The 21,381-nt window shown below is 62.9% G+C and carries 20 protein-coding genes and 1 tRNA gene; 11 read left to right on the top strand and 10 right to left on the bottom strand.

Annotated features, from left to right (window positions below; genetic code table 11):
* Positions 1–3: 3 nt before the first annotated feature.
* Complete coding sequence (locus tag C0606_02015; GenBank protein ID PLX39325.1) at positions 4–1,077, bottom strand: polysaccharide deacetylase; 1,074 nt, start codon at positions 1,075–1,077, stop codon at positions 4–6.
* Between the two features lie 142 nt (positions 1,078–1,219).
* Here C0606_02015 and C0606_02010 point away from each other — a divergent pair, with 142 nt between their 5' ends.
* Complete coding sequence (locus tag C0606_02010; GenBank protein ID PLX39324.1) at positions 1,220–2,461, top strand: hypothetical protein; 1,242 nt, start codon at positions 1,220–1,222, stop codon at positions 2,459–2,461.
* 88 nt (positions 2,462–2,549) lie between these two features.
* Here C0606_02010 and C0606_02005 read toward each other — a convergent pair whose 3' ends face one another.
* Positions 2,550–4,709, bottom strand: a complete 2,160-nt coding sequence (locus C0606_02005; protein PLX39323.1) for a succinoglycan transporter — start codon at positions 4,707–4,709, stop codon at positions 2,550–2,552.
* A gap of 200 nt (positions 4,710–4,909) precedes the next feature.
* Between C0606_02005 and C0606_02000 the strand changes: the two genes are divergently transcribed.
* The 4 genes from C0606_02000 to C0606_01985 all read left to right on the top strand — a co-directional run bounded on the left by C0606_02000 (position 4,910) and on the right by C0606_01985 (position 9,764).
* Positions 4,910–5,470: a sugar transporter gene (locus C0606_02000; GenBank protein ID PLX39661.1), complete on the top strand. Its 561-nt coding sequence runs from the start codon at positions 4,910–4,912 to the stop codon at positions 5,468–5,470.
* A gap of 197 nt (positions 5,471–5,667) precedes the next feature.
* Positions 5,668–6,864 carry a glycosyl transferase gene (locus C0606_01995; GenBank protein PLX39322.1) on the top strand — a complete coding sequence of 399 codons (1,197 nt, stop codon included), beginning with the start codon at positions 5,668–5,670 and terminating at the stop codon, positions 6,862–6,864.
* A gap of 63 nt (positions 6,865–6,927) precedes the next feature.
* On the top strand, positions 6,928–8,484 hold the full coding sequence (locus C0606_01990; protein PLX39660.1) for an undecaprenyl-phosphate glucose phosphotransferase: 1,557 nt from the start codon (positions 6,928–6,930) through the stop codon (positions 8,482–8,484).
* Complete coding sequence (locus C0606_01985; protein PLX39321.1) at positions 8,481–9,764, top strand: hypothetical protein; 1,284 nt, start codon at positions 8,481–8,483, stop codon at positions 9,762–9,764. The genes C0606_01990 and C0606_01985 overlap by 4 nt, the downstream gene beginning before the upstream one ends.
* 105 nt (positions 9,765–9,869) lie before the next feature.
* On the opposite strand, the gene C0606_01980 is transcribed toward C0606_01985, so the two are convergent.
* The gene (locus C0606_01980; protein PLX39320.1) at positions 9,870–10,517 is read right to left on the bottom strand and encodes a cytochrome c, class I; all 648 of its coding nucleotides are present in this window, start codon (positions 10,515–10,517) and stop codon (positions 9,870–9,872) included.
* 142 nt (positions 10,518–10,659) lie between these two features.
* Between C0606_01980 and C0606_01975 the strand changes: the two genes are divergently transcribed.
* On the top strand, positions 10,660–11,598 hold the full coding sequence (locus tag C0606_01975) for a patatin (protein ID PLX39319.1): 939 nt from the start codon (positions 10,660–10,662) through the stop codon (positions 11,596–11,598).
* A gap of 7 nt (positions 11,599–11,605) precedes the next feature.
* Here C0606_01975 and argE read toward each other — a convergent pair whose 3' ends face one another.
* Positions 11,606–12,760, bottom strand: coding sequence for an acetylornithine deacetylase (argE, locus tag C0606_01970; protein PLX39659.1), 1,155 nt, complete (start codon positions 12,758–12,760; stop codon positions 11,606–11,608).
* Positions 12,761–12,959: 199 nt separating this feature from the next.
* On the opposite strand from argE, the gene C0606_01965 reads away from it, so the two are divergent.
* Positions 12,960–13,439, top strand: coding sequence for an AsnC family transcriptional regulator (locus C0606_01965; GenBank protein ID PLX39658.1), 480 nt, complete (start codon positions 12,960–12,962; stop codon positions 13,437–13,439).
* A 114-nt stretch (positions 13,440–13,553) separates the two neighbouring features.
* Positions 13,554–14,924, top strand: a complete 1,371-nt coding sequence (locus C0606_01960; protein PLX39318.1) for a hypothetical protein — start codon at positions 13,554–13,556, stop codon at positions 14,922–14,924.
* 19 nt (positions 14,925–14,943) lie between these two features.
* On the opposite strand, the gene C0606_01955 is transcribed toward C0606_01960, so the two are convergent.
* Positions 14,944–15,831, bottom strand: a complete 888-nt coding sequence (locus C0606_01955; protein ID PLX39317.1) for a LysR family transcriptional regulator — start codon at positions 15,829–15,831, stop codon at positions 14,944–14,946.
* A gap of 113 nt (positions 15,832–15,944) precedes the next feature.
* On the opposite strand from C0606_01955, the gene C0606_01950 reads away from it, so the two are divergent.
* The 3 genes from C0606_01950 to C0606_01940 all read left to right on the top strand — a co-directional run bounded on the left by C0606_01950 (position 15,945) and on the right by C0606_01940 (position 17,574).
* The gene (locus C0606_01950) at positions 15,945–16,340 is read left to right on the top strand and encodes a cupin domain-containing protein (protein ID PLX39316.1); all 396 of its coding nucleotides are present in this window, start codon (positions 15,945–15,947) and stop codon (positions 16,338–16,340) included.
* A 94-nt stretch (positions 16,341–16,434) separates the two neighbouring features.
* Entirely contained in the window at positions 16,435–16,785 is a 351-nt protein-coding gene (locus C0606_01945) for an MFS transporter (protein ID PLX39657.1), read from the top strand.
* A gap of 48 nt (positions 16,786–16,833) precedes the next feature.
* On the top strand, positions 16,834–17,574 hold the full coding sequence (locus C0606_01940) for an oxidoreductase (GenBank protein ID PLX39315.1): 741 nt from the start codon (positions 16,834–16,836) through the stop codon (positions 17,572–17,574).
* Between the two features lie 135 nt (positions 17,575–17,709).
* On the opposite strand, the gene C0606_01935 is transcribed toward C0606_01940, so the two are convergent.
* The 5 genes from C0606_01935 to C0606_01915 form a co-directional block, all read right to left on the bottom strand.
* A tRNA-Pro gene (locus C0606_01935) sits at positions 17,710–17,786 on the bottom strand.
* A 135-nt stretch (positions 17,787–17,921) separates the two neighbouring features.
* On the bottom strand, positions 17,922–18,743 hold the full coding sequence (locus tag C0606_01930; protein PLX39314.1) for a MerR family transcriptional regulator: 822 nt from the start codon (positions 18,741–18,743) through the stop codon (positions 17,922–17,924).
* A 32-nt stretch (positions 18,744–18,775) separates the two neighbouring features.
* Complete coding sequence (locus C0606_01925) at positions 18,776–19,096, bottom strand: integration host factor subunit alpha (GenBank protein PLX39313.1); 321 nt, start codon at positions 19,094–19,096, stop codon at positions 18,776–18,778.
* 153 nt (positions 19,097–19,249) lie between these two features.
* Positions 19,250–20,221, bottom strand: coding sequence for a 3-oxoacyl-ACP synthase (locus C0606_01920; GenBank protein ID PLX39312.1), 972 nt, complete (start codon positions 20,219–20,221; stop codon positions 19,250–19,252).
* Positions 20,218–21,276 carry a phosphate acyltransferase PlsX gene (locus C0606_01915; protein ID PLX39311.1) on the bottom strand — a complete coding sequence of 353 codons (1,059 nt, stop codon included), beginning with the start codon at positions 21,274–21,276 and terminating at the stop codon, positions 20,218–20,220. Before C0606_01915 ends, C0606_01920 begins: the two co-directional genes overlap by 4 nt.
* Positions 21,277–21,381: the final 105 nt, after the last annotated feature.

Genomic DNA, 21,381 nt, shown 5'->3' with positions numbered 1-21,381 from the left:
AAATCAGGCGACGTTGAGCTTGCGGAAGCGGTTGAAGAGCGCGAACGGCCAGCCCGCGAGCAGCATTTCCAGATAGCGGATCTGCTGGAATTCGCCGTTGACCGAGACCCGCGGCAGCGCCGTCAGGTGATCCCTGTGTTCGGGGAACAGCACGCCCGGACGGGTCGTCACCGCGGTCTTGAAACCGAACGCCTTCGCGGCATCGAATTCACGCGGGCCGGCAACCGACGGCAGCCCGTAGGGATAGGCGAAATGCTGCGGGCCGTGACCGAGCTTTTCGGTCAGCCGGTCGATACCGCTCTGGATATCGGCCAGCATTGCCTCACGGTCGAGACGGGCGAGCGCGTGGTGCTTTTCGGTATGGCCGCCGATGGTGACCAGCGGATCAGCATCGAGTTCACGCACCTGGTCCCAGGTCATCCCCTCGCGGGCACACAACGCTTCGAGATCGAGCCCGTAACGCTCCGCGAAGCGCTCGACGAAGCGGCGCTGCTCGTCCTCGCTGACATGGGTGGCAATACGGTCGCCGAGCTGACGATAAGCCTGCGCCTTGCCGGCCTTGGTCGAACAATCGAAGGTCAGAGTCTCGCCGGGCAATTCGGCGACGACCTCGTTCTGGTCGCGGATGATCGTTTCGAGCGCCACCCACCACATCTCGAGCGTGTTGTCGATGAGCCCCGTCGCGACATAGATCGTGAACGGCATTCCGCGTTTTTTCAGCACCGGATAGGCGGTGGTGTAGTTGTCGATGAAGCCGTCATCGAAGGTCAGCGCCACGAACCGGCGGTCGCCGTCATAGCCCTCGACCAGGCGCCGGTGCACCTCGTCCAGAGACACAACTTCGAGGCCGCTCGCCTCGATGAAATCGAGCACCTGCTCGAAGAATGCCGGGGAAACAGAGAGATTGCGGTTGGGGTGGAACTCGTTGGCCGGCAGGTCCTCGACACGGTGGAACATCAGGATTCCGCCCATGCCGCGCCACTGGTCCGAGAATACCCGGTCCATTCCGGTCCGGTGAAAGACCTCAAGCCCGGCCTTGTAAAGATCACGCCGGGTCAGAAACGGAACAACCGCCATGAAGAGCAACCCCTACCGGTTCAGCGACTGCGTGGAGGCATGAGTCGCCCTGCCCAAGCAGTCGACGAGAACACTAAACACTGAATCTTTAGATTTGCTTGCTAATGGTTCGCAACCCCTTGGAAGTCACGGATTTCAGAGTATGCGTTCCGCACTTCTCAACCCCGGCATGGTGTTCCCGATCGTCGACGACGTCTCTGACGAGGCGGTAGAGACGGTCCATCAAGAGCGTGTTGCACAGGCCGTTTCGGTCCACGTCACCGATACGTTCGACGCGGCACGCGAGGCCTGGCTGGCGCTCGAAGCCACGGGGTTGTTCACGGCTTACCAGCGATACGAATGGATTTCCTCCTGGCACCGCCATGTCGGCGCAGCCAGTGGTGTCGAACCGCGCATCGTAACGGTCGAAAAAGACGGCCGCCCGGTTCTCGTTCTGCCTTTCGGTCTCACCCGCGGGCAGCTCGGGACGATCATCCGCTTCCTCGGCGGCACGCATGCGAACTACAATCTGGGGCTGTTCGACCGCGACTTCATGGCCGAGATCGATGCGACAACGCTGTTTGATATCCTCAAGCGGGTGGGCGCTGCCGACGACCAGATCGACCTGATCCATCTTTGCAACCAGCCGCATGTCTGGCAGGGACAGCGCAATCCGTTCTCGCTTCTGCCGAACCATCCGGCCGCGAACAATGCCTTCGCAACCACACTGATGCCGGATTTCGACGCCCTGCTCAAAGAGCGGCGCGGGTCGCGCGGGCGCAAGAAACTGCGCTGGCAGAAAAACGCCTTGAAGGACGTTGGCGGTTACCGCTTCATTCGAGCAACCACCGTCGCCGAAGCCAGCCGCATCCTCGACGCGTTCTGCGCCCAGAAGGCCGAACGCTTCGACGCCCAGGGCATTCACAACGCGTTCGCCAACAAGGGTGTCGACGCCTTCCTCACCGAGTTGATCGCTCATTCGATCGACAGCGACACGCCGGCCATCGAACTCTACGGACTTGAGATCGACGGCAAACTGCGCGCGACCTATGCCGGTGGCGTTGCTGACGGGCGCTTCTCCGGCTTCTTCAATTCGATCGCGACCGACGAGTACACCCGTGTCAGCCCGGGCGAATTGTTGCTGACCGAAATCATCCGCACGTGCTGCGAACGCGGCCTGACGGCCTTCGACCTCGGCATCGGCGAAGCCCGCTACAAACTCGCCTGGTGCGACCAGCGCGAGACATTGTTCGAGACGCTTTTCCCGATCAGCATGCGCGGACGTATCGATGCCGGCCTTCTCACTGCCAAGCTGGCGGCCAAACGCACCGTGAAGCAGAACCCGAAACTGATGGGCTTCGCGGCGGCGACACGGCGTACCCTGCACCATTGCAGCATTCTGTGATTTTCCCGACCTTCCGGCGAAACGAAAAAGGCGCGGTTCAGAACCGCGCCTTTTTCATGTCTGATGATTGCCGGTGAATTGAATCCCGTCAGGCAACCGCACCGAGCGACCCGTCGTCGGTTCCGGTCGGCACCGGCGGTTCGGCAATCGACACAACCGAGACCGCTTCGACGCCGTTTCGCAAGAGCATGTCGTAGGCGATCGACGTCTGCGTATCGGTAACGCTGCCCGTCGTCGCGAGCACGACGTGGTCGGCATCGACCAGCAAGCGCGCGACACCGCGCCCGAAGGTCAGCGGCCCGGCATCGAGGATCAGGTGATCATAGGTGTAGTCGAGAGCATCGAGCACCGTGTGGAAGCGCTCTCCGGCGAGATCCTCATCGGTGACGGCTCCCGTGCCGCGCGGAACGATGTGGGCGCGCGACTGGCGATCACGGAAAATGACCTGGGCAAACGACACCGAACCGGCGATCAGATCGGTGATACCGGGCAACGCGGCAACGTCGTCGGCATGATTGCCGTCGCTCGGCCCAAAGGTGTCGATCATCACGGCGCGGCAGGCCGCATCCGAGGCAGCGCTACGGACCAATGCGAAGGCTGCACGACGCCCGCATTCGCCGGCAACGGCCGAAGCGACAACGATCCGCTTCGCCGCCTTGCCTTCACGGCGGATACGGCGCCAGATCTCGCGGGCGGTTTCAAGCCTGACATGCTCGGCCGCGACGGCGGGCTCCGGTGGCATCATCCGATGCAGATTGTTGCTGTCGTTCCAGCGCACCTGCGCTTCCATCGGGACGGCACCCGCTGCCGGCGGCGCCGGTTCGACAGGTGCGGACGCGACGACGTGCAAGGCGTGACCCGACAGGAACTCGCGCACCAGAACCAGCGCGATCATGATCAGGAAGCCACCGAGCGTGACTGCGATCGTGATCGGCATCACCTTCGGGAAATACGGCGCAAGCGGAGTCGTCGCGCGCGAAATGGCGCGGGCATCGACCGGCAGGTTCTCGGCAGTACGACCGGCCTCGGCCTGACGGTAGCGGTCTAGCAGAAGCGCCAGGCGCTTGCTCTTGATCTCGGCATCGCGCTGCAGTTCGCGCAGCCGCACACTGCTTTCGCTGGCGCCGGCCGACTCGGCCTTCACCTCGTTCAAGCGGGCCCTGATCGCGTCGATACGCTTCGTGGCCACGCTAACATCGCTTTCGAGCCCGGCGAGGATCTTGCGAACTTCCTGTCGGATCTGACCATCGAGGTCGGCGAGCTGCGAGCGTAGCGCCTTGATACGCGGATGGTTGTCGAGCAGCGTCGTCGAGACTTCCGCCAATTGCGCGCGCAGGGTCACCTGCCGTTCGCGCAGACGCTGGATCAGCTGCGAGTTCAGGACCTCAGACGAGCCATTGACCGCGCCGCGCTGCAACAGGCTGCGCACGAGGCTGGCCTTCGCCTGTGCTTCCGCCTTCTGGGCATCGGCATTGGAGAGCTGCGTGCTCAGCTCCGCCATCTGCTGCTGCACCAGCGTCGTATTGTTGGTGCCGACAAACAGCCCGGCGCCGGCGCGGTATTTCTCGGCCTCTTCTTCCGCTGCCTTGACCTCGGCCTGCAGCTTGGCGATTTCCGGTTCGAGAATCGCGGCCTCGTCCTCGGTCTGCGAGCGCTTCACATTCGACTGCAGCTCGAAATACGACGCGACGATCTCGTTCGCGGCGCGCGCGGCAAGTTGGCGGTCACGCGACGAGAATTCGACCGCTATGACACGCGTCTTCTCGATCGGATAGATGTTGACCGCCCGGAAATAGGCCTCCAGCACACGCTCTTCCGGCGAAATGCGAAGCGGATCCTTGGACAGGCCGAACAGAATTCCCAGATCGCCAATCAGCGAGCCACCGCCCTTGCCGGCCGGATTGAATTCGGCGAGATCGGAGAGCTTCAGCTTGCGGGCGACCGAGCGAGCCAGATCGCGTGACTTCAGAAGCTGCACCTGACTGGCGATGCCCTCCTGGTCGAGCAGCGTACGGTCGCCTTCGGCGCCCGCCTGCTTGTCCCCGCCGAGCACGGCTTCACGCGACTCAATAAGAATCTTTGCCTCGCCCTTGTAGCGCGGCGTCATCTGCGACAGCAGGAACGCCGTCGCGAGACCGAGCAACACGGTTGCCGGGATGATCCAACGCTTGGCGCGCCATACCGCGAGCATCAACCCTTTCAGGTCGATGGCGACCTCTTCGCCTGCCATGTATCCACGCTCGTTCATCGTCGTCCGATTCCCACTTCGATGAACGCAGTATCCCTTTGTTAAGGTAAGCAACCGGTTAACCGCCGGCGGCAAACCCGAGTCAAAGCGCTGGTTTTTCGCCTTTATTCAATCCGGCACGGATTGCAGCCAGAACGATTTCACCAAGCGTTAACCCTAACGGGCTCATAACAGCGTCGTGGATGAACGAGGAAATCACCATGCAGGTGTTGCGGTTCGTGGTGATCGTGTGCCTGGGGGCGGTTATCGCCTCCTGCAGCGGCTATCGCCGGCCCCCGACGGCCTTTCATCAGGTCCTGACGGAGCCCTATCAGCTTGACAGCGGTGACCAGGTTCGTGTGGTCGTGTTCGGCCAGGACGACCTGTCGAACACCTATACCGTCGACCAGGCCGGTTATATCTCGATGCCGTTGATCGGCTTCGTGCCGGCCCGTGGTGCGACCATCAACCTGCTCGAAAGCTCGGTCGCGACCAAGTTGAAGCAAGGCTACATCCGCGAGCCCGACGTCTCTGTCGAAGTTGCGAAATACCGCTCTATCTTCATCATGGGCGAAGTCCGAAACGCCGGTCAGTTCCCGTATGTTGCCGGCCTGACGGCACAAATGGCGATTGCGACGGCAGGCGGCTTCACCGCACGGGCCGAGCAGAAGAGCGTCGACATTACCCGTCAGCTCAATGGCGAAGTGCTCTCCGGGCGCGTTCCGATCACCGATCCGATCCGTCCCGGCGACACCATCCACGTGCGTGAACGGCTGTTCTGACCGCCGGCCAGCCCGGTTTTCCCCTTCTCTGTTCCCGCCGCATTGGTGACGAGGCGTTCACCATATCGGAGAAGATTTGAGCGAATTCGTTTCCGTTTCGGCCGGAATTAACGCGGTCGAGACCTCTTTTTCCTATGCAAAACAATGAAATCGTCACCGGCAGAACGTCGGGACGGCGTTTCATCGGGAGGCATGGGATGGCGACGGGCAAGCCACTATCAATCGTCCATTGCGTCAGGGCACCGGTCGGCGGTGTGCTCAGACATATCCTCGACCTCGTTCGCGAGCAGCACGCGGCCGGCCACCATGTCGGCCTGTTATGCGACTCGCTGACCGGCGGTCCGCATGAAGAACGCCAACTCGCCGAGATCAAACCCTATCTCGCGCTCGGTATGCACCGCATTGCGATGCCGCGCAGCATCAGCCCGAAAGACGTTCCGGCGGCACTCGCCGTCACCCGCCATCTGCGGACGCTGAAACCCGATGTCCTGCACGGCCACGGCGCCAAGGGAGGCATCTTCGCCCGCCTCGCCGGCACGCTGTTGCGCATGGGCGGCCACAAGGTCACGCGGCTCTACTGCCCGCATGGCGGCAGCCTTCACTATTCGGCAGGAAGCCTCCAGGGCCGGATCTATTTCGCTGTCGAACGGCTGTTCGAGCGCATGAGCGACGGGCTCGTCTTCGTCAGCCGCTACGAGGCGGAGCAATACGAGCAAAAGGTCGGCACGCCGCGCGTTGCGGTCCGAGTCGTCTACAACGGCTTGCGCGACGAAGAATTCCGGCCTGTTCCGACAGAAGCCGGCGGTCGCGACTTCCTGTTCATCGGCACCCTGCGCGACCTCAAGGGCCCGGATGTGTTCATCCGCGCGCTCGCCGCCCTCCCGGCACGCGACAACGGCAAACCGGCCAATGCTGCGATCGTCGGCGACGGTGACGACAAACCCTCGCTGGAAGCGCTGGTTGCGGCGCTCGGGCTTGAAGAGCGCGTGACGTTCCACCCGGCGATGCCGGCGCGCAAGGCGTTTGCCATGGCGGATGCGGTGATCGTGCCGTCACGGGCCGAGTCGATGCCCTACATCGTGCTCGAGGCGATTGCGGCCGGCAAACCGATCGTCGCCAGCCGGGTCGGCGGCATCCCGGAAATTCTTCATGACGACACCGAACAGATGGTTCCCGCCGACGATCCCGCTGCGCTCGCCAGGGAAATGGCGAAACTGCTCGGCGACCGCGAGACCGCGGTCTCTGCCGCCGTGCAGCGCGCCAATCGTCTGCACGCGCGGTTCTCCTGCTCGGCGATGGCGCACGAAATCGAACAATTCTATCGCGACACCCTCGACAGCCGTGCCCCGGCTTCCTCACCGCTTTCCGGCACGGCCCGAAGTGCCGCTGAGTAAAGCGTTTATTAGGCTGTTTTCGCTACACTTTTTAGAAATGCATACGTGGGACTGGAAATGTCGATGAACCAGATCAACCCCAGCACGGTCTACAAGGCCGCGGCGCGCGCCGGAAATCCGGCTGCGATTCATGACCTTGGCCCCGAACCGACCGAAGAACGCAAGGTCGAACTCGGCACCCTCGCGCGCAAGGTCGCGGCCCATTTCACCGGCCAGACCGTTTCGCCAAGTGTGGTCGCCGGCACCGTCCGGCTCATCGAATTCACCGTGCTCGCGCTGATCGGGCTCGTCGTCTTCCGGCTCTATGTGTACCCGGAAGAAGGCTTCGCGCTCCTCTACGGGTTGCCACTGCTTGCCGGTTCGGCGCTGGCGGTGATGCTGATCCACGCTTCCGACGGTTACACCATCGGCAACATGCACACCTATATGCGCCAGCTCGGCAAGATCTTCGCCGCCTGGACGATCGTGTTCGCCTTTGTCGCGACGATGATGTTCTTCGCCAAGGTCGGCGAGTACTACTCGCGCGTCTGGTTCGTCACCTGGTATGTCAGCGGCCTCGTCTTCTTTGCCTTCTTCCGCACCGGCCTTGCCATCATCGTGCGTGGCTGGTCGAGCGAAGGCCGGCTGGAGCGCCGCGCGGTTATCGTCGGCGGCGGCAAGTCGGCGGAAGAACTGATCATCTCGCTCGAATCCCAGCCCGACAACGAGATCCGCATCTGTGGCATTTTCGACGACCGTAGCGACGATCGTTCGCCGCCCGTGGTTGCCGGTTATCCGAAGCTCGGCACGATCTCGGAACTGGTCGAGTTCGCGCGCATCGCCCGCGTCGACCTTCTGATCGTCACCATTCCGCTGACGGCGGAAGGCCGCGTCGGCGAGATGCTGAAAAAACTGTGGGTGCTGCCGGTCGATATTCGCCTTGCCGCGCATACCGACAAGCTGCACTACCGCCCGCGTGCCTACAAATATGTCGGCGCCGTGCCGTTCGTCGACGTCTTCACCAAGCCGATCGCCGACTGGAACTCGATCCTCAAGCGGCTGTTCGATCTGATGTTTGCGAGCACCGCACTGATCCTGGCTTCGCCGATCATGCTGGCGACCGCGCTTGCGGTGCGCATCGAAAGCCCGGGCCCGGCCCTGTTCCGCCAGAAGCGCTACGGCTTCAACAACGAGATGGTCGACGTCTTCAAGTTCCGCTCGATGTTCACCGACAAGGCAGATGCCGACGCATCGAAGCTCGTCACCAAGGACGATGACCGCGTCACCAAGGTCGGCCGGTTCATTCGCCGTACGTCGATCGACGAGCTGCCGCAGCTGTTCAATGTGCTGCGTGGTGACCTGTCGCTGGTCGGCCCGCGTCCGCACGCGCGTTCGGCCAAGGCCGCCGGTCAGCTTTACGAGCAGGTCGTCGACGGCTACTTCGCCCGCCACCGCGTCAAACCCGGCGTCACCGGCTGGGCGCAGATCAACGGCTATCGCGGCGAAACCGATACGTCGGACAAGATCCGCAACCGCGTCGACTACGACCTCTACTACATCGAGAACTGGTCGCTGCTGTTCGATCTCTACATCCTGTTCATGACGCCGATCCGGCTTCTCAACACGGAGAACGCCTATTGACCGCGGCCCTTAGTGCCGGCGGCGGCGTTGCCAGACCATGGCTTGTCGCTCCGGCCCGCCTTTCCGGCGGCATTTTCTGGGTATGCGTCTTTCTGGGCGGGTTCGTGATCAACGAGCCCGCCCCTTACGATTTGTTCGTCGCGGCGGTCATTTTCTTCTGGTTCATTCTCGGGCTGAAACTGCAACGCGAATTCGCGCCGCTGATCGTGCTGATGCTGCTGTTCATCAGCGGCGGGCTCGTCTCCATGACGCAAAGCTCGGTGATGAACTCGCAGGTGATCATGTATATGGCGATCACCGGGTTCCTGATCTCGACATCGGTGCTCTATGCAGCGGCCATCGCCGATGATCCGAACCGATTGACCACCCTGCGCAACGCCTATGTCGCGGCGGCCGTTGTCGCCGCGCTCACCGGCATCATCGGCTACTTCCACCTGCTTCCCGGCAGCGGCATCTTCACGCTGTACGGCCGCGCCAAGGGCACCTTCGAGGATCCGAATGTTTTCGGGCCGTTCCTCGTTCTGCCGACCGTCATGCTGGTGCGCGAGGTCCTGACCCAGCCGCTCTCAAAGCTGCCGATGCGGATCGTCGCGCTGGCCATTCTGGCAATCGCGATCCTGCTCGCCTTTTCGCGCGCCGCCTGGGGCCTAACGGCGTTCGCCTCGGCGTTCGTCGGCGCGATGGTGTTCATCAACGAGCGCGACCCGCGCAAGCGGGTCCGCCTGCTCGGCATCGGGCTTGTCGCAATCTTCGTCATCTTTCTCGTGCTGGTCGTCGTGCTGTCGACGGAGAGCGCCGGCAAGCTGTTCGCCGAACGCGCGCACCTCGTCCAGAACTACGATGGTGGCCGGCTCGGCCGTTTCGCCCGCCACCTTCTCGGCTTCGAACTCGTGCTGGAAAGGCCTCTCGGCATCGGGCCGTTCGACTTCGCGATGTTCTTTCCCGAAGACCCGCATAACACCTATCTGAAAGCCTTCGTCGCCTATGGCTGGATCGGCGGCATCAGCTATTTCGTGTTGTATTTCTGGACGCTGTTCCGCCTCGTGCCGGTCGCCTTCCAGCGCCGCCCGTGGCAACCCTATGCGCAGTGCGTCCTCGCCGTGCTGGTTGGTCATTCGATCGTGCAGGCGATCATCGACACCGATCACTGGCGGCATCTCTACCTGCTGTTCGGGGTGGCGTGGGGCGTGATTGCGCTCGATGCGCGCGCGAACCGCCACCTGCGCCGGGCAATCCATGCCGCCGAGCACTTCAATGCAGCTCACAAATCCCACATCTGATCGCGTACCAGAGAGCTCTTCGTGACGTCGGCTTCACGAGAGGCGCGCTTTTTTTCGACGCGTATTCCTGTCCGAAAAGCGGTTCCCACTTTACGGAAATACGCTCTAGTCGTTCGTGGGTTCTTCCTTATCCGACACAGTCTCGTTGCCGGCCGGGCGCAGTCCGCTGACATAGAGCGCTACGGCGTCCATCTCCAGCATGGTGAGATTCTTGGCGATGGTGTGCATGATCGCATTGTCGTTGGTGCGCTTGCGCTCGTGGAAGGCTTCGAGCTGGCTGATCACGTAGTTCTGATGCTGACCGGCGAGACGCGGCAGGTTCTCGTCACCCTCGCCGTTCTCACCATGGCACGATGTGCAGGGCGGGATCTCGGTGTATTCATTGCCATAGCGGAAAATGAACTCGCCAACGCCAGCCAACGGCTTCTTGGAACGGCGGATGCGATGGGCGAGCGGCGCCTGCGAGCTGAAATGCTCGGCAAGGCCCGCGATCTGCTCATCGGTCAGATCGTCGGCCATGGCGTTCATAGTGTCGCTTACGCGCGTCCCGTCGCGGAAGTTCTTCAACTGCTTGGCGAGGTAGACCCGGTTCTGGCCGGCGATGCGCGGATAGATCGCGCTCGACGCCTCACCCTCGGCCCCATGACAAAGCGCGCATTTTTCCTTGATGATTTCCGCGACCGGCGTCGTGTCCTCGGCAGCGGCGAGCGATGGCGACAATATCAGGGCAATAACTGCGAGTGCGGTTCTCATGGGCGGGCTCCCTTCCCGGCGGCTTGTCCGGTCTGCATAATCAGGCCTTCACTCACCGCCTCGCGGCGGCGGTATCCGAAACGGCAATTCCAACGACTATATTAGATATTCAGGAAATTGCATGCCTTGACGGGAGACAAGGATGGCGAAACCGGTGATCGGTCTGGCGCTCGGCAGCGGTGCTGCCCGCGGTCTTGCGCATATCGGCATCATCGAGGCTCTGGAGGCCGAAGGCATCCGGCCGGATATCGTGGCCGGCTGCTCCATCGGCGCCTTTGTAGGGGCAGCCTATGTTTCGGGGCGGCTCGAAGCGATGCGCGAATGGGCGGAATCCCTCGTCTGGCATGACGTGGCCGGCCTCCTTGACGTCTCACTCACCGGCGGCGGGCTGATCGGCGGCAAGCCGGTCGAGAAACTGCTGCGTACACTCGAAATCACGGCGCCGATCGAAGACCTCGACCGCCCTTTCGCAACGGTCGCCACCGACTATGCCAGCGGTCGCGAGGAATGGTTCACCTCCGGTCCGATCGGCAAGGCGGTGCGCGCCTCGATCTCGTTGCCGGGCATCTTTTCGCCGGTGAAGATCGCCGGCGACTGGTACGTCGACGGCGGTCTCGTCAACCCTGTTCCCGTCTCGACCTGCCGGGCGCTCGGCGCCAATTTCGTCATCGCCGTCAATCTCAATGGCGACCTTGTCGGCCGGCGCGCCGTGCCGGAACCGGACAGCGACGACACTGCAAACCGCAACGAGATGGTCGAACAGGCGATTTCCGCCCTGCCGGTGAGCTGGCGTGACGGCACCCGTCAGGCGGTGACCGAATTCCTCAAGCCGAAGCCCAAGACGCCGAGCTATTTTGAGGTGCTCGCCAATTCGATCAACATCATGCAGGACCGGATCACCCGCTCGCGGCTGGCCGGCGAGCCGCCGCATGTGATGATCACGCCGCGCCTGTCCGACATGAGCATTTTCGCCTTCGACCAGGCAGCGGAAGCCATCGAGGAAGGCCGCTCCTGCGCCCGCTATGCCATGCCGGAAATTCAGCGCGCACTGGCCAATCGCGGGCACAAGTCCGTGACGTAGACGGCACTCACGCCGTCAGCTTGCGCTCCAGCCCGGTCAGCATTTTGAGGCAGGATTCGAGCTGCGAGACGCTGACGAATTCGTCCGGCTTGTGGGCCTGTTCGATCGAGCCCGGCCCGCAGACGACGACCGACATGCCGTAGTCCTGGAACAGCCCGCCCTCGGTGCCGAACGACACCACGTCGGCTCCATTGGCGCCGGTCAGTTCCGACACGATGCGGCGCGCCTCGTTGTCGTCGGCAGGTTCCAGTTCGCCAACCTCGGCAATCACCGTGGTGACGATATCCGCCTCGGCGTCGACCGCGCGCATTGCCGGTAACAGCACGTCATCGCAATAGGCCTTCATGTGATGCTTGACGTGGTCGGCGTCGGAACGCTGTACCGGCCGCATCTCCCATTCGACAGCACAATTGCCGGCGATGATGTTGCGGGCGACGCCACCGACCATCCTGCCGACCTGCAGCGTCGTCCAGGGCGGCGTGAAACGGCTGTTCGCCGGCGCCATCGCCTGCAGTTCGGTCCGCAGCTCCATCAGCCGCGTGATGTAGCGCACGGCATACTCGACCGCGTTGACGCCGGCATCCGGCATCGATCCGTGACCTTCCAGCCCGGTGAAGGTCGTCGTGTATTCGTAGCAGCCCTTGTGGCCCTCGATGATGCGCATCTCGGTCGGTTCGCCGATGATGGCGACTGAAGGGTGCATCTCGTGGCGGGCAAGTTCCTCGACCAGATGTGCGGCGCCCAGGCACCCGGTTTCCTCGTCATAGGTGAAGGCGAAATGCACCGGCCGCTTGAGGTCGAGTTCGGCGTAACGCGGCGCCATCGCAAGCGCTGCTGCGATGTAGCCCTTCATGTCGCAAGCACCACGCCCGTAAAGGAGGCCGTCCTCCTCGCGCATGGCAAACGGATCGGACGTCCAGTCCTGCCCTTCCACCGGCACCACGTCGCTGTGGCCGGACAGAACGATGCCGCCGTCTTCCTCAGGCCCAAGCGAGGCGAAGATATTCGCCTTGTGGCCAGTCGGATCGAGGCTCATCATGATGCGTGCATCGAGCGCGCCGAGCTTTTCAGCGGCGTAGGCGATGAGTTCGAGATTGCTGTCGCTGGAGACGGTCGGAAACGCGATCAGGTCGCCGAGAATCGCCTTGGTATCATCGATCAGTGCCACTTTCCGTTCCCCTGCTTCGCCGGCTTATCGTTCTCGTCCCTTTCTCCTGCCTTACCGCATCGCAGAGGGCGACGCCAAGCTCGGCTTTGCCGGGCCTGTATGAATCTGCGGTCGCGAGCAGTTGACAGGACGCGCCCGACCGCGATGCTGTGCCGACATGCCGGGTCAACCGGCGCCACCGGACCCATCGATGCTGCATCTTGACGACCGCGACCTGCAAATCCTGACGATCCTTGCGCGCGAGGGCCGCCTGTCGAAGGCGGAGCTTGCCAAGCGGGTCAATCTCACGGCGACGCCCTGCGGCGAGCGGCTGCGGCGGCTGGAAGAAGCCGGCGTCATCGAGGCCTATCGCGCCGAGATCAGCCTCAAGGCAGTCGCGCCACATGTCACGGTGTTCGTCACGGCGGAGCTGGAAAACCACCGCGCCGAGACCTTCCAGGCGTTCGAGCGCGCGGTCGAGAAGCGCGACGAGATCGTCGCCTGCTGGGCGCTCGGCGGCGGTTTCGATTATCTGCTGCAGGTGGTGACGAAGGACATCGACGCCTACCAACGGCTCATCGACGAGCTGCTGGAGAGCCGCGTCGGGCTTGCGCGCTATTTCACCTATGTGGTGACCAAGCCGGTCAAGCAGGGCGGCGTCCCGCCGCTCGATCTGCTGCTCGGGCGGCAATAGTCCGCGCGGGGCTCGCCGCGGCGGATTCCTCTCCTCAATACGAGAAAAACAGCAGATCGTACTGCTCGCCGCAGGCTAGAGTGTCCGTCAATCAATCACTTGCGGGAAACAGCCATGCTCAGAAACGACCAGCTCGATCAATGGGATCACGATCATTTCTTTCACGCCTCGACGCATCTCGGCCAGTTCGCCCGTGGCGAAATGCCGAACCGGGTCGTGACCGGCGGCGAAGGCGTCCACATCACCGACCGTGACGGCAACAAGCTGCTCGATGCGTTCGCCGGGCTCTACTGCGTCAATATCGGTTATGGCCGCAAGGAAGTGGCCGAGGCGATCGCTGCCCAGGCGCGTGAGCTTGCCTACTACCACTCCTATGTGGGGCACGGCACGGAAGCCTCGATCACGCTGGCGAAGATGATCATCGACCGGGCGCCAGCCAATATGAGCCGGGTCTATTTCGGCCTGTCGGGATCCGACGCCAACGAAACCAACGTCAAGCTCGTCTGGTACTACAACAACGTGCTCGGGCGGCCGGAAAAGAAGAAGATCATCTCGCGCTGGCGCGGCTATCACGGCTCCGGCCTGATGACCGGCTCGCTGACCGGGCTCGGCCTGTTTCACAAGGCCTTCGACCTGCCGCTGTCGCAGGTGATCCACACCGAGGCGCCGTATTACTTCCGCCGCGAAGACCGCTCGATGAGCGAGGAAGCCTTCTCGGCCCAGTGCGCGGCAAAGCTCGAGGACCTCATCCTCGCGGAAGGCCCCGATACCATCGCCGCCTTCATCGGCGAGCCGGTGCTCGGCACCGGTGGCATCGTGCCGCCGCCGGCCGGCTACTGGGCGGCTATTCAGGCTGTGCTGCAGAAATACGACATCCTGTTGATTGCCGATGAGGTCGTCACCGGCTTCGGCCGGCTCGGCTCGATGTTCGGCTCGACGCATTACGGCATCGAACCCGACATCATCACCATCGCCAAGGGGCTGACCTCGGCCTACGCGCCGCTGTCGGGCTCGATCATCAACGAAAAGGTCTGGAAGGTGCTGGAACAGGGCACCGACGAGATGGGTCCGATCGGCCATGGCTGGACCTATTCCGCGCATCCGATCGGCGCTGCCGCCGGCGTCGCCAATCTGAAGCTGGTCGACGATCTCGGCCTCGTCGACAATGCCCGCGATACCGGCGCCTATCTCAACCAGTCGATGGCAGACGCCCTCGCCGATCACGTCCATGTCGGCGACATCCGCGGTGAAGGCCTCTTGTGCGCCGTCGAGCTGGTCGAGGACAAGGACGACCGCGTCTTCTTCGATCCGGCGCGCAAGATCGGCCCGACGATTGCCGCTGAGATGGTCAAGCGCGGCGTCATCGCGCGCGCCATGCCGGAGGGCGATATCCTCGGCTTCGCGCCGCCGCTCTGCCTCAGTCGTGCCGAGGCCGACGTGATCGTCGCGACCACAAAAGCCGCCGTCGAGGCCGTGCTGGCCTAGCCGGCTTTTTCCCCGCCCTTCAATGCCGTAGTGCGTTCACTACGGTCTTGAAGGCCGGCAGGTTCTGATGCCGGCTCGGATAATAGATGTGATATCCCGAAAAACGCGGTGACCAGTCTTCGAGCATCGGGACGAGCCGGCCGCCCTTGATGTGTTCATCGACCATATCCTCGGGAACATAGGCGATGCCGACGCCCTCGAGCGCGGCTTCGACCATGGTTGCCTCGTCGTTGAGCGTGAGACGCCCCTCGACGCGTACGCGCAGTTCCTTGCCGTCCTTTTCGAATTCCCAGGCATAAAGCCCACCCGCCGTCACCAGACGCCGGTTGATGCAGTCATGGGCAAGGAGGTCCTGCGGGTGTTCCGGCCGCGGGCGGCTCGCGAGATAGGCGGGTGCAGCCACGGCGACCAGCCGCCAGTCGGGTCCGACCCGCAGCGCGATCATGTCCTGCTCCACGCTTTCGCCGAGCCGGATACCCGCGTCGAACCCGTCCTCGACGATATCGCGAAATCCGCCGTCAACGCTCAGCTCCAGCCTGATATCCGGGTAGTCGCGTAGGACCGGCCGCAGCTTCGGCCAGATCAGTTCGGTGAGCGCATGGTGCGACAGCGTGATCCGCACCAAGCCGGCCGGCTTGTCGCGCAGCTCCATCAGGGACGCGAGCTCTTCCTCAATTTCGTTCATTCGGGGCGCCAGAGCGCGACGCAGGCGTTCGCCGGCCTCGGTGGTCGAAACCGACCGCGTGGTTCGCGACAAGAGCCGTATTCCCATCCGGGTTTCCAACCGCTTGATCCGGTGGCTCAACGTCGACTGGACGACGCCCAGTTTGGCGGCTGCGCGGGTGAAGTTTCCTTCCTCGGCGACGGCCAGGAACCAGATCAGGTCATTGAAATCAGTCTGCGGCATGGCGGCTCTATTCATGTCTCTCTTCGATAAGTCTAAGCGATCTTTTCCGTCTAATCCATAAGTCTTCGCCTCCCATATAGTGACGCAGAGAAACGAAAGGCCGGAGACCGATCATGAAAATCACCCGAGCGGGCGCAAACCCCTCAACCAAGGGGCCGGACGACTGGTTCACCGGCACCGTGCGGATCGATCCGCTGTTCCAGGCCGAGCTGCCGGGCACCGCGAGCGGTGCCGCCGTCTCCTTCGAGCCCGGTGCGCGCACCGCCTGGCACAGCCACCCGGCCGGGCAGACGCTGATCGTCACGGCCGGCAGCGGCCGGGTTCAGCGCGAAGACGGCCCGGTCGAGGAAATCCTGCCCGGTGACGTGGTCTGGATCGCCGCAGACGAAAAGCACTGGCATGGCGCCGGCCCGGACGTCGCGATGACCCACATCGCCATCCAGGAAGCGGTCGACGGCAGCGTGGTGACATGGATGGAGCATTTGAACGATGCCGACTACCTCGGATAAGCGCTCAGCGCTGACACGGCGCGCCTTCGTGGCGGGAGCCGTCGCTTCCGCACCGATGATCCGCGCCGTACAGGCAAAGGCCGGTGAGGGTCCCGTGCGTCTCAAATGCCAATTCGCCGATCAGGGATTCACCGTCGGCCTTTTCGATACGCCGGCGGCGCGCGATCTGGTCTCGCTGTTGCCGCTAGATCTCACGATCGAGGACTATGCCAGCAACGAGAAGATCGCCTACCTGCCCCGCAAGCTCACCGAGGAAGGCGCTGCCCCGTTCACCGACGAAGCCGTCGGCGACGTCTGCACTTACGCGCCATGGGGCAACCTCGTCTTTTTCTACGCGCCCTACCGCTATTCGCGCGGCCTGATCCGGATCGGGCGCATCGAGGGCGGCATCGAGCCCCTCCTCGTTCGCGGAACCTTTCCCTTCAGCGTGACGCGGATCGCGTGAGGCACGCCGAACAACTCTCCCAACTCAGACAAGCAAGGACCGAAGACCATGAAAGACAAAGTCATCATCATCACCGGTGCATCGTCGGGCATTGGCGAAGCCAGCGCGAAGCTGCTGGCTGAAAAGGGCGCGAAGGTCGTGCTTGGCGCGCGGCGCGAAAACAAGCTGAAGGCGCTCGCCGAGGAAATTCGCGCAGCCGGTGGCGAAGCCGTCTATCAGGTGCTCGACGTCACCAAGCAGGCCGACAACGACGCCATCGTGAAACTCGCGAAAGACACCTACGGCAAGGTCGACGTTATCTTCCTCAATGCCGGCATCATGCCGAGCGCTCCGCTCTCGGCGCTGAAAACCGACGACTGGCACGAGATGGTCGACATCAACATCAAGGGCGTGCTGAATGGCGTGGCCGCGGTGCTGCCCGAGTTCATCGCGCAGAAATCGGGCCAGGTGATCGCGACGTCCTCGGTTGCCGGGCTGAAGGCCTATCCGGCCGCCGCTGTCTATGGCGGTACCAAGTGGTTCGTGCGCGATTTCATGGAAGTGTTGCGGATGGAATCCGCGATGGAAGGCACGAACATCCGCACGGCAACGATCTACCCGGCAGCGATCAACACCGAGCTGCTGAACACGATCAGCGACAAGGGAACTGCCGAAGGCATGGCGGCGCTCTACGAACAGGTCGGCATCACGCCGGACCGGATCGCGAATGTCGTGGCTTTCGCAATCGAACAGCCGGCGGACACAAACGTCAGCGAACTGACGGTCGGCCCGACGGTTCAGGCCTGGTAACGAAAAAGGCGGCGAGGCAACCCCTCGCCGCTCTCCATCCATATCGCAGCCGGGCATGGCCGTGACCGTCGATCCGGCGCGCGGAAAAATGCGGCGCAAAGCAGGCCCGTTCAGGATGCAAGAATTTGAGGAAGATGGTCGGAGCGGCGGGATTTGAACCCACGACCCCTTGCGCCCCATGCAAGTGCGCTACCAGGCTGCGCCACGCTCCGACTTGGGCGGCAATATAGAGAGTGCACCATGGTGACGCAATCACCGAAACCACCCTCCGCACGATTATCCGCAAAGGTGGCCTTGCGCGAAAAAAAGATAGCGAAAACAGGGTGTGCCGGATGCGGCGACCGCTGCTAACGGGCCTGATCGAGCAGCCGCTTGCATTCGAGGAGTTCGAACAACGTTGCCTGCAGCCGGCGCACCTCATCGCGCGACAACGAAGTCGGACCCTGCGGCTCGCCCCGATCACCACGCAAACGATCCATCAGGCGGAAAGCGCGCTTGCCCTGCGAATCGCCATCGTCGTCCGGCCGAACGTCGCGCGGCAGCGGTTCGTCGGGTGCCGGTACGTAGAGCGGCGGGCGTTCCTTGCCCTCCGGGCGGAAGGCGTCAACGTCGTCATCATGGGGAACCGGACCGGTCAGCGGCGCGTGAGCGGGAGCGGCTTTTGCGGCCGTCCTTTGAACCGGGGCCGCCGGTTTCGTCTGCACCGGTTCGGCAGCAGGCGGATGCGAGCGGGTATCGACCACGTCCGAATCCTCGGTGTCTTCCACCGCGTGCATGGCCTGGCTAAGGCGGCCTGTCTGGCCTGGAGAAGCCGGTTTACCGGCAGGCATCGGCGCCTGTTTCGGCGCCACGGCTTCCGGCGGCGCCGGTCGGGCGTCCACACCGGTGTCTTCTTCGGCGGTGGGCGCATCCATGACGAAACGCACGCCCTGCTCGCGCAGGATCCGCTGAACGCCCTTGATGGTGTAGCCCTCGCCGTAAAGCAGGTGACGGATGCCGCGCAGCAACTCGACGTCGTCCGGCCGATAGTAGCGGCGGCCGCCGCCGCGTTTCATCGGCTTGATCTGTGAAAACCGGGTTTCCCAAAAACGCAACACGTGCTGCGGCAGATCAAGGTCATCCGCCACTTCGCTGATCGTGCGAAATGCATCCGGGCTCTTGCTATCCACGGTCCTTACAACTTGGCTTTAGCGTATCGATGTCAGGCGTCGTTCGAATCCGAACCGAGCAGCGACTCGTTGATCTTCTGCTTGAGCACATTGCTCGGCTTGAAGACCAGAACCCTGCGCGGAGAAATCGGAACTTCCTCGCCGGTTTTCGGGTTGCGCCCGATGCGCTCCCCTTTCGAGCGAACTAGAAAGGACCCGAATGACGAAAGTTTGACGGGCTCCCCGGAAACCAGGCAGTCGGAAATATCGGCAAGCACCGATTCCACCAACTCCGCCGACTCCGTGCGGGAGAGTCCAACTTTCTGATAGACGGCCTCACACAAGTCCGCCCGCGTGACTGTCCTTCCTCCCATCACTCACCTCTAAAAAAATCGCCGTAAGTTGGCGGAAAACAACCAATTCCCCTTTTTCCGAATAAGCTATTCCGTCGACCTGACCGGGTCAACTCCGTAGACAGGCCTATTCGGAGAACATTCGCTCGAAATATCGTCGAAATCGCGCGGGAACTACCAGCGGACGAGCGCGGAGCCCCAGGTGAAGCCGCCGCCCATGGCTTCCAGAAGGACGAGATCACCGCGCTTGATGCGGCCGTCGCGAACGGCCAGGTCCAGCGCCAGGGGAATCGACGCGGCGGACGTGTTGCCGTGCCACTGCACCGTGGTCACCACCTTCTCCGGCGCGATGTTCAACTTCTTGGCACTGGCATCGATGATGCGACGATTGGCCTGATGCGGCACGAACCAGTCGAGATCGTCGGCTGTAACGCCGTTCTTCTCGAACGCGGCCTCGATCACGTCGGTGATCATGCCGACGGCATGACGGAACACTTCCTTGCCCTGCATGCGCAGGTGTCCGACGGTCTGCGTCGAGGACGGTCCGCCGTCGACATAGAGTTTTTCCTTGTGACGGCCGTCAGAACGCAGGTGACAGGACTTCACGCCACGGCCACCTTCAGCTTCTTCCTCGGCGGCGAGCACCACGGCGCCGGCACCATCGCCAAACAGCACGCAGGTGGTGCGGTCTTCCCAGTCGAGGATGCGCGAGAAGGTCTCCGCGCCGATGACGAGCACATGGCGCGCCATGCCGGAACGAATGTAGGAATCAGCGGTCGCCAAAGCAAAGACGAAGCCGGAACAGACCGCCTGCACGTCGAACGCCGCGCCTTCGGTGATGCCGAGACCGGCCTGAACCGTGACGGCCGTTGCCGGGAACGTGTTGTCCGGCGTCGAGGTCGCGAGCACTATGAGGTCGATGTCCTCGGCGCGCATATTGGCGTGTTCGAGCGCGCGGCGGGCAGCGGCAAGCGCTAGGTCCGACGTCACCTCACCCTTGGCGGCGATGTGGCGCTGCTCGATCCCGGTGCGCTGGATGATCCACTCGTTCGACGTATCCACCATTTCCGCCAGTTCGGCGTTGGTGAGAACCTTTTCGGGCAAATAGCTGCCGCAACCGCGGACGACGGATCGGGTAAGGCTCACGAGTCACTTTCCTCAGTGGCGGCGGAAAATTTGCCGCGACGATAGTGGGCGAGATCGGCCTCGATCTTCTCCTGAAGCCGATTGTCGACCATGTGGTAGCCGTTTTCGATGGCGCTGGCGAATCCCGATGCGTCGGTGCCGCCGTGGCTCTTGACCACAAGGCCGTTGAGGCCAAGGAAAACGCCGCCATTCGAGGCGCGCGGATCCATTTTTGCGCGCAGCCGGTCGAAGGCGGACTTGGCAAACAGATAGCCGATCCGGGCCATCAGCGTGCGTTTCATGGCCGAACGCAGGTATTCCGCGATCTGGCGCGCCGTGCCTTCGGCGGCCTTCAACGCGATATTGCCGGTAAAGCCCTCGGTGACGACGACATCGACGGTGCCGCGACCAAGATCGGTGCCCTCGACGAATCCTGCGTAGCGGATCGACGGCAGATCGAATTCCTTCAGGATCGCGCCGGCATTGCGGATTTCCTCGAGGCCCTTGACCTCTTCAACGCCGATATTGAGCAAGCCGACGGAAGGGCGCTCGATTTCGAACAGCGCGCGCGCCATGGCCCCGCCCATGGTGGCGAAATCGATCAACTGCTGGGCATCCGCGCCGATGGTGGCGCCAACGTCGAGAACGATCGATTCTCCGCGCAGCGTCGGCCAGACGGCGGCGATCGCCGGGCGTTCGATACCGGCCATCGTGCGCAGGCAGAATTTCGCCATGGCCATCAGTGCGCCGGTGTTGCCGGCCGACACGCAAAGCTGTGCCTCGCCGGTCTTCACCGCGTCGATGGCGCGCCACATGCTCGATTTGTAGCGGCCTTTGCGCAGCGCCTGGCTCGGTTTTTCATCCATCTGAACCGCGACTTCGCAGTGATGGAAGGTCGAGGCCGCGGCAACGGCCGGGTAGCGCGCGAGGATAGGACCGACGACCGCCTCGTCGCCAAACAGGACGAACCGGATGTTGGGCCGGCGCTGTAGCGCCAGCTCGGCACCGGGGATAACCATCTCCGGCCCGTCGTCTCCGCCCATGGCATCGAGCGATATGGTTATGTCGCGCGACATTTGCTGCTGAACTACCTGTTTTTGATCCTTAGCTGCCTAAATCGATGAAGCGGCAGCGGTGGAGGGAAAATAACTTTTTCAAACGCCGTGACAACCGCTTTCTCG

The organism is Hyphomicrobiales bacterium (assembly GCA_002869065.1).
Classification (GTDB): domain Bacteria; phylum Pseudomonadota; class Alphaproteobacteria; order Rhizobiales; family Rhodobiaceae; genus Rhodobium.
This window is presented reverse-complemented; position numbering and strand designations above follow the sequence as displayed.